This window comes from Paracoccus binzhouensis (genome assembly GCF_016446475.1).
Classification (GTDB): domain Bacteria; phylum Pseudomonadota; class Alphaproteobacteria; order Rhodobacterales; family Rhodobacteraceae; genus Paracoccus; species Paracoccus binzhouensis.
The window spans coordinates 1-12303 of record NZ_JAEHFP010000123.1 but is presented as its reverse complement, the minus strand read 5'-3'; the positions used below and the strand labels follow the sequence as shown (position 1 = coordinate 12303).

At 68.7% G+C, this 12303-nt stretch carries 11 protein-coding genes; 6 read left to right on the top strand and 5 right to left on the bottom strand.

What is annotated here, in order from left to right:
- The coding region (locus I9P22_RS20310) for a YifB family Mg chelatase-like AAA ATPase (protein WP_199261562.1) at positions 1–1148 on the top strand (1148 nt) is incomplete at its 5' end.
- Between the two features lie 127 nt (positions 1149–1275).
- Here the strand turns inward: I9P22_RS20310 and I9P22_RS20305 are convergent.
- The 4 genes from I9P22_RS20305 to rsmI form a co-directional block, all read right to left on the bottom strand.
- The gene (locus I9P22_RS20305; protein ID WP_199261560.1) at positions 1276–1413 is read right to left on the bottom strand and encodes a hypothetical protein; all 138 of its coding nucleotides are present in this window, start codon (positions 1411–1413) and stop codon (positions 1276–1278) included.
- Positions 1414–2078: 665 nt separating this feature from the next.
- Complete coding sequence (gene gshB, locus I9P22_RS20300; protein WP_199261557.1) at positions 2079–3029, bottom strand: glutathione synthase; 951 nt, start codon at positions 3027–3029, stop codon at positions 2079–2081.
- Positions 3030–3097: 68 nt separating this feature from the next.
- A complete protein-coding gene (locus I9P22_RS20295) occupies positions 3098–3511 on the bottom strand; it encodes a YraN family protein (RefSeq protein ID WP_199261555.1) in 414 nt (137 codons plus the stop codon).
- Positions 3508–4416, bottom strand: coding sequence for a 16S rRNA (cytidine(1402)-2'-O)-methyltransferase (gene rsmI, locus I9P22_RS20290; protein WP_199261553.1), 909 nt, complete (start codon positions 4414–4416; stop codon positions 3508–3510). Before rsmI ends, I9P22_RS20295 begins: the two co-directional genes overlap by 4 nt.
- A gap of 103 nt (positions 4417–4519) precedes the next feature.
- Between rsmI and I9P22_RS20285 the strand changes: the two genes are divergently transcribed.
- Genes I9P22_RS20285 through murJ form a run of 3 tightly spaced genes read left to right on the top strand, consistent with a single transcriptional unit; the run spans position 4520 to position 10090 of the window.
- Positions 4520–5722, top strand: a complete 1203-nt coding sequence (locus tag I9P22_RS20285; RefSeq protein ID WP_199261551.1) for a penicillin-binding protein activator — start codon at positions 4520–4522, stop codon at positions 5720–5722.
- Positions 5723–5724: 2 nt separating this feature from the next.
- Positions 5725–8535 (top strand): [protein-PII] uridylyltransferase, encoded by a 2811-nt coding sequence (locus I9P22_RS20280; RefSeq protein ID WP_199261549.1) that lies wholly within the window; start codon positions 5725–5727, stop codon positions 8533–8535.
- Positions 8536–8545: 10 nt separating this feature from the next.
- A complete protein-coding gene (murJ, locus tag I9P22_RS20275) occupies positions 8546–10090 on the top strand; it encodes a murein biosynthesis integral membrane protein MurJ (protein ID WP_199261547.1) in 1545 nt (514 codons plus the stop codon).
- Here murJ and I9P22_RS20270 read toward each other — a convergent pair.
- A complete protein-coding gene (locus I9P22_RS20270) occupies positions 10081–10794 on the bottom strand; it encodes a rhomboid family intramembrane serine protease (protein WP_199261544.1) in 714 nt (237 codons plus the stop codon). The genes murJ and I9P22_RS20270 overlap by 10 nt on opposite strands.
- Positions 10795–10902: 108 nt before the next feature.
- Between I9P22_RS20270 and trpS the strand changes: the two genes are divergently transcribed.
- Both trpS and I9P22_RS20260 read left to right on the top strand, forming a co-directional pair.
- Complete coding sequence (gene trpS, locus I9P22_RS20265) at positions 10903–11922, top strand: tryptophan--tRNA ligase (RefSeq protein WP_199261542.1); 1020 nt, start codon at positions 10903–10905, stop codon at positions 11920–11922.
- Between the two features lie 77 nt (positions 11923–11999).
- On the top strand, positions 12000–12303 hold a 304-nt coding region (locus I9P22_RS20260; RefSeq protein WP_199261540.1), incomplete at its 3' end, for a homocysteine S-methyltransferase family protein.

The following is a 12303-nucleotide window of genomic DNA, read 5'->3' as shown; positions in this document are numbered from 1 at the left end:
CCGCCGCCATGGCCGCGGCCGAGGACAGCCGGGCGCTGCTGGTGCCGCGCGCCTGCGGGGCCGAGGCCGCCTGGGTCGGCGCGGTGCCGGTCTTTGCCCCCCGCACCCTGCGCGAGGCGGTCGACCACCTGACCGACCGCGCCCCCCTGGCCCGCGCCGCACCGGGCGAACTGGCCGAAACCGTGCACGAGGCCGACCTTTCCGAGGTCAAGGGCCAGGAACGCGCCCGCCGCGCCCTGGAGATCGCCGCAGCCGGCCGGCACCACCTGCTGATGGTCGGCCCACCCGGCGCCAGCAAGTCCATGCTGGCGACCCGCCTGCCCGGCATCCTGCCGCCGCTGACCCCACCCGAGGCGCTGGAGACCTCGATCATCCATTCCGTCGCCGGGCTGCTGGCCGAGGGCGGCATCTCGCGCATGGCGCCCTTCTGCCAGCCGCATCACACCGCCTCGATGGCGGCGATGGTCGGCGGCGGCCGCAACGCCCGGCCAGGCCAGGCGAGCCTCGCGCATAACGGCGTGCTGTTCCTCGACGAGCTGCCGGAATTCGAGCGCCGGGTCATCGACGCCCTGCGCGAACCCATCGAGACCGGCGAGATCCATGTCTCGCGCGCCAATGCCCATATCCGCTATCCGGCGCGCTTCCTGCTGGTCGCCGCCGCCAATCCCTGCCGCTGCGGCGAGATCGCGGACGCCGCGCGCGCCTGTTCCAAGGCGCCGCGCTGCGGGTCGGACTATCTGGGCCGGGTCTCGGGGCCGATGATGGACCGCTTCGACCTGCGCATCGAGGTGCCGCAGGTCGCCATCGAGGATCTGGGCCTGCCGGCGACCGGCGAAAGCTCGGCCAGCGTTGCCGAACGGGTCGCCGCCGCCCGGGCGCTGCAGGCGGAACGCTTCACCGGCCATCCGACGGCGCGGGTGAATGCCGACGCCTCGGGCCGGCTGCTCGAGGAGATCGCACCGCTTGGCGGCGAATGTCGATCACTGCTGGCGCTGGCAGCCGAGCGGCTGGGCCTGACGCCGCGCGGCTACCACCGCATCCTGCGCAGCGCGAGGACCATTGCCGACCTGGACCAATCGCCGGCGATCCGCCAGCCGCACCTGGCCGAGGCGCTGTCCTACCGCCTGCCCTTCGGCCGGCCGGATTGAAAGGGGACGCCGAATTCTCCGGCCTCGGGCCGGGCCGGAACGTCTTGTGCCTGCGTTCTGCATGCCGACCTGCCCCAGCATCTCGCGGGCGCTCTGGGACAGGATATATTTTGATCAAATATAAGATTTAGTTGAAAATTTCGGCGATCTGGCATGGCGCTGACCGCAATCCTTGCGGATCCAGCTCCATGCCCAACCAGGATGCGGGCGGCAGGTTCACGCCATCAGCCAAGGCCTTCTTTTTCTGCACCAGTTGCAGCGCCAAGGCCGAACGCGCGGCATCCGGGCGTCCAGGTGGAGCACCAAACCGCCGAGCTTCCGGTCAGTTGCTCGACTGCCGACAGACACCCGTCTCGTGGCGGGCCGAGAATCAGGAGCCGAGAGCACCGGTCAGGACGGCTAGCCCTGCGCCCCGGTGCCCCTGGCAAGACGGCTGCCCCGATCTCGCTCGACGCCTTGCCGCCCGGCATGGTCGTGGCGGGCACCCTCTCGCGACAGAGTGGCCGATGTCCCAACCCGCGCCCCGCCCGGCCTCGACCGCCGTCGCGGCTGACCGAGCGGTTCCTCTGCAAGTGCAAGCAGTTCCGCCGCAGCCCCGCCCGATTCGGGAATCACGCACCCACCTTCCTGGCCGCGGCAGCCCTCGCATCGGCAGGCATATGGTCGCACCCAATCGGGTCCGCACTTCAATCTACGCGGCTGGCCGGTCCATGAGCCACGGTTCCGGCCAGCGGGACGTTCAAGCGCAGGGCTTCATCCCGCTTCCGGCTGAGCATTCTCCAACCGATGAGAATCGCCCTGCTCCGCACCACACCGGGCCGTCGCCCGGAATGGCATCGAGCAGGGTGTTCCGCCGGAAAACAGCCGCGCAATCGAACGATGATCCGCCCGGCGCACCGGTCCACCCGGCGCACCCCGGGCGAACCGCCGTCAGCCCCTTTCGGCCAGCCGGCGCTCGATCGCCTCCCAGATCAGCGCCGCGGCGTTGATGCCGTCGAACCGCTCAAGCTCCTGGATGCCGGTGGGCGAGGTCACATTGATCTCGGTCAGCCAGCCGTCGATCACGTCAATACCCGTGAACAGCAGCCCCTTCTCGCGCAGGACCGGGCCGATGCGGGCGCAGATCTCGTATTCGCGCTCGGTCAGGCCGATCTTCTCGGGACGGCCGCCGACATGCATGTTGGACCGTGCCTCGCCTGCCGCCGGCACGCGGTTGATCGCACCCACCGGCTCGCCATCGACCAGAATGATGCGCTTGTCGCCCCTGACCACCGCGGGCAGGTATTTCTGCGCGATGATCGGCTCGCGGCTGCTCGACAGGAAGGTTTCGACCAGCGAAGACAGGTTGGGATCATCGGGCCGCATGTGGAAGATGCCGACCCCGCCATTGCCGTAAAGCGGCTTGAGGATGAAATCCCCGTGCCGCTCGCGAAAGGCACGGATCTGCGCCAGGTCGCGGGTGATTAGCGTCGGCGGCGTTAGCTCGGGAAAATCCAGCACCAGCAGCTTCTCGGGACTGTTGCGCACCCAGAACGGATCGTTGACCACATAGGTCGAGGGATGCACCCGGTCCAGCAGATGCGTGGTGGTGATGTAGCCCATGTCGAAAGGCGGATCCTGCCGCAGCCAGACGACGTCAAATTCGGACAGGTCGACCTCGGCCCAATCGCCGAAACTCACATGATTGTCCGGCTCGCGCCGCAGGGTGACCGGGCGGCCGCGGGCCAGGACCCTGCCCTCGCTATAGCTCAGCCGGTCGGCGGTGTATTGGAACAGCCGATGCCCCCTCGCCTCCGCCTCGAGCCCCAGCCGGAAAGTGCTGTCACCGTCGATCGAGACCTGTTCGATCGGGTCCATCTGCAGGGCCACGTAAAGACTCATGCCATCATCCCCAGCCTGTTTCGAGCGATCTTGTCGCGCGCGGGGGCCGGGTTTGCAAGCCGCTGCGATCAGTTCATGCCGAAGGCGTTCTCGATGATCTCGACCCGGCCGAACTGATCGACCAGCGCGGCGTCGAAGCGCATCGCGGTCAGCAGCCCGGCAGGCAGCCGCCCGCAATATTCCAGCGCCGCCCGGCAGATCCTGGCGATCTGCCGGTCGCCGATCCGCGCGGCCGCGCGGCGGTGGCAGCGCGACGCCTTCACCTCGACAAAGGCATATTCCTCATCCTTATGCAGGATCAGGTCGATTTCGCCGCCCCGGCCGCGCCAGCGCTCGGCCAGCACCTCGTAGCCGCGGCGGCGATATTCCCGGGCCACCGATTCCTCGGCGAAACGGCCGGCGGACCAGGCGACGGCACCCCGCCTTGCCCTGACGCAATCGGCCGGAACGGGGGTGCCCCCCGAGATCCTTTCGAACTTCATTCCCGTTCCCTCTTCATCTCGACCGCCAGCGCATAGACCTCGCGCCGGGGCAAACCGAACCTTGCCGCGACCTCTGCCGCCGCTTCCTTGACTGACAGCGTGCCCAGCAACCCTTCCAGAGCCACACGCAGGCTGCCTTCATCCGCGGCGACGGGTTCGGGGCGCCCGAACAGCACCACCACCTCGCCGCGCAACCCTTCTGCGGGGATTCTCTCGACCAGTTCCGCCGCGCTGCCCCGCATCACCTCTTCGAACTTCTTGGTCAGTTCCCTGCAGATCACCGTAGACCGATTCGCCTCACTCTCGCACAAGTTCTCCAACAGTTGCTTAACGCGCCTCGGGCTTTCGAAGGCGATCACCGTCGCATCGACCCTTTGCCAGCTCTCGATCCATTTCCGCCGTGCGCCGGCGGCGGCCGGCGGAAAGCCCACGAACAGGAAGCGGTCGCTGGGCAGGCCCGAGACCGACAGCGCCGCCAGCGCCGCCGAAGGCCCGGGCAGTGCGCGCACCGCGAATCCGGCCTCGGCGGCATCCCGCGCAAGCCGGTAGCCCGGATCGGCGACCAGCGGCGTTCCGGCATCCGAGGCATAGGCCACCACCTTCCCCTCGCTCAGCGCCGCGAGGATCGCCGGCCGGGCCCGGTCGGCATTGTGGTCGTGATAGGCGAGAAGGCGCCGGCCCCGGACCGGAACGCCGTGAATGTCCAACAGGTGCCGCAGGTTGCGGGTATCCTCGGCGGCCAGAAGATCGGCCGTGTTCAGCACGTCGAGCGCCCGGAGCGTGATGTCGCGCGCCGCCCCGATCGGGGTCGCGACCAGGTAGAGCCCCGGCTCGGGCGGGGCGGCCGAGACGGACAGGGAAACCGGCCGCGCGCCTGTCCCGGTTGTGCTGGCGCCATCCTCCATCGCGGATCCCTTTCTCTGTGCCGGGGCAAGTTGCCATGCCCGGAATATGCCAATAACCTGCCCTCATCAAACCCCCAGCCTCGATCCAACAGGGAATCACGCCATGACCGTCCTGAAAACGATCCGCGGCGCCTTCGACCTGCGCCGTCCGCTGGCGCGCGTCGGAGCTGTCCTTGCCGCCGTGACGCTTGCCGCCTGCCAGCCCATCGAGATGGGGGCCTCGGGCCCGCAGGCCGGCCAGAGCATCGACCCGTCGCAGCCGGTGCCGGTGGCGCTTCTGGTACCGGGGGGCACGGGCAGCACCGACCTGGACTGGCTGGCGCGGTCGTTGGCCAATTCCGCCAGGATGGCCGCCGCCGATGCGCGGGGCGCGACCATCGACCTGCGGGTCTATGACGCCGGCTCCGAGCCCGGCGCCGCCGTCGCCATGGCCAACCGTGCCGTGGACGAGGGCGCCAAGATCATCCTGGGCCCGCTTTTCGCCGACAGCGCCAATGCCGTCGGCAATGCCATGGCGCCGCGCGGCGTGAACGTGCTGTCCTTCTCGAACAATACCGACATCGCCGGCGGCAATGTCTTCGTGCTGGGCAACACCTTCGACAACGTCGCCGACCGGCTGGTGAAATACGGCGTCCGGCACGGCAAGCGCCGCATCCTGATGGTGGCCGAGGACGATGCCGCCGGCCAGGTCGGCGCCCGCGCCATCCAGCGCGCCATCCAGAAGAACGGCGCCACCCTGGCGGGCACGGCGGTGCATCCGCTGTCCAAGCAGGGCATCGACGGCATCGTGCCGAACGTCGCCTCGGCGGCGCTGTCGGGCAATGTCGATGCGGTGTTCCTGACCGCGAACCAGGGCGCTGTGCTGCCCTATCTGACCGACAGGCTGGCCGATGCCGGCGTCACCTCGGCCACGGTGCAGATGATGGGGCTGACGCGCTGGGACCAGCCCTCGGCCCGGCTGCAGCTGCGCGGCGTGCAGGGCGGCTGGTTCGCCATTCCCGACACCACCATGAAGGCGCAGTTCGAGCAGCGCTACCGCGCCGCCCATGGCGAGACCCCGCACGAGTTGGGCTCGCTGGCCTATGACGGCGTCTCGGCCATCGCGGCGCTGGTGCGGGCCGGCAAGCGCAATGCGCTGACCACCTCGGGGCTGACGCAGAACGCGGGCTTTGCCGGCGTCTCGGGCGCCTTCCGCCTGAAGCGGGACGGCACCAACGAGCGGGCGCTGGCCGTGGCCACCGTACGCGGCGGCCAGGTGGTGGTGCTGGATCCGGCGCCGCGCAGCTTCGGCGGCTTCGGGTTCTGATCTTGAGCGCCAGGGATAGCGAAACCTTGCCGCAAAGCGCCCCGGCCCTGCCCGGGGCGCATTCGCTGTTCAGCCCCGAAAGCTTCCTGCCGGCGCTGACCGGGGCGCTGGCCGCGGTCTCGGAGCCGCGGGAGATCCGCGCCCGCACGGTGGCGATCCTGGCCGCGGCCCGCAGCGCCGCCATGGCCGACATCGCAGCGGGCTTCATGTCCCATCCCCGCGCGGCGCGCGAGACGGTGCGCGCCATCGCCAGCCTGACCGATGCCACGGTCGCCGCCGTGCATCACGTCGCCACCACCATCCTGCATCCGGTGACCACTCCCACCGATGCCGAGCGGCTGGCGGTGCTGGCCATCGGCGGCTATGGCCGCGCCGAGATGGCACCGCAATCCGACGTGGACCTGCTGTTCCTGACCCCATGGAAAATCTCGGGCTGGGTCGAGAGCGTCGTGGAATCGATGCTCTACATGCTCTGGGACCTGAAGATGAAGATCGGCCAGGCCACGCGCTCGGTCGACGACTGCCTGCGGCTGGGGGCCGGCGACATCACCATCCGCACCAGCCTGCTGGAGCACAGGCTGGTCTGCGGCCATGCCGCCACCGCCGAGACCCTGCGCGACCGGCTCTGGGCCGATCTGTTCGACAACACGGTCCCGGAGTTCATCGAGGCCAAGCTCGCCGAGCGCGCCGAGCGCCACCGCCGCCAGGGCGGCCAGCGCTATGTGCTGGAGCCCAACGTCAAGGAGGGCAAGGGGGGCTTGCGCGACCTGCAGACCCTCTACTGGATCGCCAAATATATCCACCGGGTCGACCGCGCCGTGGAACTGGTGGACCTGGGCTTCTTCACCCGCGAGGAGCACCTGACCTTCTGGCAGGCCGAGGATTTCCTCTGGGCGGTGCGCTGCCACCTGCACCTGATCGCTGGCCGGCCGCAGGACCAGTTGACCTTCGACATGCAGGTCGAGGTGGCGAAGCGCATGGGCTATCGCGACCTGGGCGGCCGCCGCGCGGTCGAGATCTTCATGCAGGACTATTTCCTGCACGCGACCAGGGTGGGCGAGCTGACCCGGGTCTTCCTGGTCGCGCTGGAGGCACGGCATCTCTACAAGGCGCCGATCATGAACCTGCTGTTCCAGCGCCGCCGCCGGGTCCGCGCCGGCTTCCGCGTGGATCGTGGCCGGCTGACCTTCATGGACGAAAAGCAGTTCCTGTCCGACCCGCTGAACATCCTGCGCCTGTTCGAGGAGGCGCTGCGCACTGGCATCCTGATCCATCCCGAAGCCATGCGCGCCGTCGCGGCCAATCTGGAAATGATCGACGACCGCATGCGCCAGGACCCCGAGGCGGTGCGCATCTTCCTGGACCTGCTGCTGAAGCACGGCAACCCGGAACGCTCGCTGCGGCGGATGAACGAGCTGGGCGTTCTGGCCGCCTTCATCCCCGAATTTGCGCCGGTCGTCGCGATGATGCAGTTCAACGTCTATCACCACTATACGGTGGACGAGCACCTGATCCAATGCGTCGCCGCCCTGGCCGCCATCGAGCGCGGCGATGATGCCGAGGACCTGCCGGTGGTCAGCAGGATCATGCGGGGCAAGGTGAACCGGCGGGTGATCTACCTGGCGGTGCTGCTGCACGACATCGGCAAGGGCCGGGCCGAGGACCACTCGATCCTGGGCGCCCGGCTGGCACGGCGCATCTGCACCCGCTTCGGCCTGCCGGCGGACGAGATCGAGACCATCGAATGGCTGATCCGCAACCACCTGCTGATGTCGGACGTGGCGCAGAAGCGCGACATCGCCGATCCGCGCACGCTGCGCGACTTCGCCAAGGCGGTGAAGACGACCAGGCGGCTCGACATGCTGCTGGTGCTGACGGTCTGCGACATCCGCGGCGTCGGCCCTGGCACCTGGAACAACTGGAAGGCGATGCTGCTGCGCAAGCTGCACCAGGAAACCGCGGCGGCGCTGGAAAACGGCCTCGAGGAGGTGAACCGCGACAAGCGCACCGGCGAGGCCAAGCGCTCGCTGCGGCACTTGCTGACCGCCAAGGGCTGGGAACCCCGGGCGATCAAGGCGGAACTGGGCCGGCATTACGACAATTACTGGCCGGGCCTGCCGACCGAGACGCATTACGTCTTTGCCGAGATGCTGAAGGATCTGGGCGATGACGAGATCCGCACCGACCTGCATCCCGACACCGACCGCGACGCCACCCGCGCCGCCTTCGTGCTGGCCGACCATCCCGGCATCTTCTCGCGCATGGCCGGGGCGCTGGCGCTGGTGGGGGCGAACATCGTCGACGCGCGCACCTATACCACCAAGGACGGTTTCGCGACGGCGGTGTTCTGGCTGCAGGATGCCGACGGCCATCCCTATGCCGCCGACCGGCTGCCGCGGCTGCGCACCATGATCCAGCGCACCCTGGGCGGCGAGATCGTCGCGCGCGAGGCGCTGGCCGGCCGCGACAAGCCCAGGAAACGCGAGGCCGCCTTCCGCTTCCCGACCCATGTCACCTTCGACAACGAGGCATCCGACGTCTATACGGTGATCGAGGTCGATACCCGCGACCGGCCCGGCCTGCTCTATGATCTGACGCGGACCCTGGCCGACAACCACATCCAGATCGCCAGCGCGGTGATCGCCACCTTCGGCGCGCAGGTGGTGGACACCTTCTATGTCAAGGACATGTTCGGGCTGAAGCTGCACCAGGCCGGGCGCCGCGAGTCACTGGAAAAGAAGCTGCGCCAGGCGATCAAGGACGGCACCGAACGGGCCGAAAAGGCCGAGCGACCGCTGGGCGGGACGTTCTGAGGGACCAAAGATGCAACCGATAAGACTGATCCGGGGCTTTCTCTCGGTGGGGGCGTGGACTCTGGGCAGCCGCGTGGTGGGCTTCGTCCGCGACGTGATGATCGCCGCCTATCTGGGCACCGGCCCGGTGGCGCAGGCCTATATCGTCGCCTTCACCCTGCCCAACATGTTTCGCCGCTTCTTCGCCGAGGGCGCCTTCAACACTGCCTTCGTGCCGATGTTCGCCAAGCGGCTGGAAAGCGGCGAGAACCCGCGCAGGTTTGCCGAGGAGGCCTTCTCGGGGCTGTTCTCGGTGGTGCTGGTCGTCTCGCTGGTCGCGCATCTGGTCATGCCCTGGCTGGTGCTGATGCAGGCGGCGGGCTTCAAGGGCGACGAGCGCTTCGAACTGGCGGTGATCTACGGCCGCATCTGCTTTCCCTATATCCTGTTCATCTCGCTGACGGCGCTGCTTTCGGGGCTGCTGAACGCCGGCGGGCGCTTCATGGCCGCCGCCGCGGCGCCGGTTCTGATGAATTTCGTGCTGATCACGGCCATGCTGCTGGCCGACTGGCGGGGCTGGGACATGGGCTTGGCCATGGCCTGGTCCACCCCGGTCTCGGGCATCGCGCAGCTCTTCACTGTCTGGTGGGCAGCGAAGCGCATGGGCTTTGCGCTGCGGCTGCGCCGGCCGCGGCTGACGCCGGACATGCGGCGCCTGCTGGCCGTGGCCGCGCCCGCGGTGCTGGCGGGCGGCGTGGTGCAGATCAACCTGCTGGTCGGGCGGCAGGTCGGCTCGTTCTTCGACGGCGCCATCGCCTGGCTGACCAATGCCGACCGGCTGTATCAGCTGCCGCTGGGCGTGGTGGGCATCGCCATCGGCATCGTGCTTCTGCCCGACATCTCGCGCCGGCTGAAGAACGGCGATACCGGCGGCGGCCGCCATGCCTATAACCGCGCCGCCGAATTCGCGCTGTTCCTGACCGTGCCCGCCGCCGTGGCGCTGGTGGTGATGGCCTATCCGCTGATCTCGGTGCTGTTCCGGCGCGGGGCCTTCCTGGCCGCCGATGTCGGGCCGACCGCCGTAGCGCTGGCAATCTACGGCCTCGGCCTGCCGGCCTTCGTGCTGCAAAAGGTGCTGCAGCCGCTGTATTTCGCCCGCGAGGACACCCGCACCCCGTTCCGCTTCGCGGTCTGGTCCATGGTGGTCAACGCGGTGGTGGCGCTGGGGCTTGCGCCCTTCATCGGCTTTTCCGCCGCCGCCTGGGGCACCACCGTCGCCGGCTGGACCATGGCGGCGCAGCTCTGGCGCGGCACGAAGGCCTTCGGCGAGGCGGCCGAGCTCGACGACCGCTTCCGACACCGCCTGCCCCGCATCTGCGCGGCATCCGCGGTCATGGGCGCAGTGATCTGGGGCCTGATGCTGGCCCTGGGCGACACGCTGGAGCAGCCCGGAACCCGTTACCTGACGCTGGCCGCGCTGGTCCTGGGCGGCATGGCGGCCTATGGCGCGGCGGCGCTGGTGCTGGGCGCGTTCCGGCCCTCGGACCTGCGCGCGGGCTTGCGGCGTCAGCGCTGACGGATCTGGCGCATCACGCGCCCGATCCCGCCCGGCACCAGCACGAAGGACAGAAGGAAGCCGCAGCAGAAGCCGGCGATCTCGGCGATCCAGGTCAGGCTGCCGTCCTGGAACAGGATGCCGAAGACCAGCTGGAAGGCCAGCAGCATGCCGATCAGCGTGAAGGCGCGCAGGCGGTTCGCGTTCTCCTGCCCCAGCCGGGTCCAGAGCAGGAAGGTGAAGGCACCGACGAAGCCGTAGACCGCCGGATAGCCGCCGATCAGCGGCTGGAAGCGGACCTGCGGCAGAAGCCCCGCCGCCAGCGTATAGACCAGCGCCCCGCCGATGGCCGAGCCGAAGAACAGCGCTGCGACCGCCCAAGGCCGAAACTGGTTCGCGATCAGGTTCCCCAGCGCCAGCGTGAAGACCAGGACGAACAGCGCGTGCGTCAGCGACAGATGCACGAAGGGATAGGTCAGGATGCGCCAGCTCTGGTCCAGCAGGAACAGCTTCATCTGCCACAGCCGCAGCACGAATTCGGGGATATAGGCGGTGCGCTCGACCGCGATCTGGCGCATGGCCAGACCCGCGCCCTGCCCGCCCCCGCCGAGGAAGCCCATCTGGGCCAGGCCGAACACCGCTTCGCTGGCGATGATCGGCAGGGCGAGCATCCAGACCACGGCGGGCACGGGATTGATTGGCGATTCATCGTAACCGGGACGCATCGAGGCTCCTTTCCAGTGGGCAGTTGCGCAAGCCCTCCTTGCGGGCGGTTGCGCCCGACCGGGCCAAGAGGTAAGCCAGCCACCGGGATTTTCCAAGCAGGTAGTGCCATGACCACGAGCTTCGCCAAGCGCATCTTCTCCGGCATCCAGCCCTCGGGCGGGTTGACGCTGGGGAACTATCTGGGCGCGCTGAAACGCTTTGCGGACTATCAGGGCAAGGGGGCCGAGACGATCTATTGCGTCGTGGACCTGCACGCGATCACCGTCTGGCAGGAACCCGAGAAGCTCAGGCACAACACCCGCGAGGTGGCGGCGGCCTTCATGGCCTCGGGCGTGGACCCCGAGGTCTCGATCCTGTTCAACCAGAGCCAGGTCGCGCAGCATGCGGAACTTGCATGGCTTTTCAACACCGTGGCGCGCGTGGGCTGGATGTACCGGATGACCCAGTTCAAGGACAAGGCCGGCAAGAACAGCGAGAATTCGTCGCTGGGCCTGCTGGCCTATCCCTCGCTGATGGCCGCCGACATCTTGGCCTATCACGCCACCGCCGTGCCGGTGGGCGAGGACCAGAAGCAGCACCTTGAGCTGACCCGCGACATCGCCGCCAAGTTCAACCACGATTATGGCGTCGACTTCTTCCCGATCACCGAGCCGATGATCGAGGGCGCGGCGACGCGGGTCATGTCCCTGCGCGACGGCTCCAAGAAGATGTCGAAATCCGACCCCTCGGATGCCAGCCGCATCAACCTGACCGACGATGCCGATGCCATCGCGCAGAAGATCCGCAAAGCGCGCACCGATGCCGAGCCGCTGCCGGGCAGCATGGAAGGGCTGAAGAACCGGCCCGAGGCCAGGAACCTGGTCAACATCTATGCCGCGCTTTCGGGCGAGACGGCCGAGCAGGTGCTGGCCCGGTTCGAGGGCCAGGGCTTCGGCGCCTTCAAGCCGGCGCTGGCCGAGGTCGCGGTCGAGGCGCTGGCACCGATCACCCGGCGAATGACCGAGTTCATGGCCGACCCGGCCGAGATCGACCGCATCCTGGGCCGTGGCGCCGGCCAGGCGCAGGCCATCGCCGCGCCGATCGTCGAGCGCACCAAGGACATCATGGGCATGATCCGCTCGCACTGAGCGGCCGCAAAAGCCTCAATGACTTCCCGGCGGGATGGGCTAAGCTTCCCCGATCCTGCCGCAGAACGGGAAACACCATGCCTGACCAGCTGTCGAGGATGCTCGGCGAACGCCCATGGCTTCTGGCCGACGGGGCGACCGGGACCAATCTCTACAACATGGGCCTGGCGCCGGGACAGGCGCCGGACCTGTGGTGCGAAGCCCATCCCGACAGGGTGCGCGAGCTGCACCGGCAGATGATCGCCTCGGGCGCGGACATCATCCTGACCAACAGCTTCGGCGCCAATGCCAGCCGGCTGCGGCTGGCCAGGGCCGAGGGGCGGGTGGCCGCGCTGAACCGCGCCGCCGCCCGGCTGGCGCGCGAGGCGGCGGCCGAGGCCG

What these genes read in the sequence shown, in the direction of transcription:
- gshB (WP_199261557.1), bottom strand. Translation starts at nt 3,029, where the DNA reads ATGAGTCTTTACGTGGCCCTGCAGATGGACCCGATCGAACAGGTCTCG.
- I9P22_RS20295 (WP_199261555.1), bottom strand. Translation starts at nt 3,511, where the DNA reads ATGAAGTTCGAAAGGATCTCGGGGGGCACCCCCGTTCCGGCCGATTGC.
- rsmI (WP_199261553.1), bottom strand. Translation starts at nt 4,416, where the DNA reads ATGGAGGATGGCGCCAGCACAACCGGGACAGGCGCGCGGCCGGTTTCC.
- I9P22_RS20285 (WP_199261551.1), top strand. Translation starts at nt 4,520, where the DNA reads ATGACCGTCCTGAAAACGATCCGCGGCGCCTTCGACCTGCGCCGTCCG.
- murJ (WP_199261547.1), top strand. Translation starts at nt 8,546, where the DNA reads ATGCAACCGATAAGACTGATCCGGGGCTTTCTCTCGGTGGGGGCGTGG.
- I9P22_RS20270 (WP_199261544.1), bottom strand. Translation starts at nt 10,794, where the DNA reads ATGCGTCCCGGTTACGATGAATCGCCAATCAATCCCGTGCCCGCCGTG.
- trpS (WP_199261542.1), top strand. Translation starts at nt 10,903, where the DNA reads ATGACCACGAGCTTCGCCAAGCGCATCTTCTCCGGCATCCAGCCCTCG.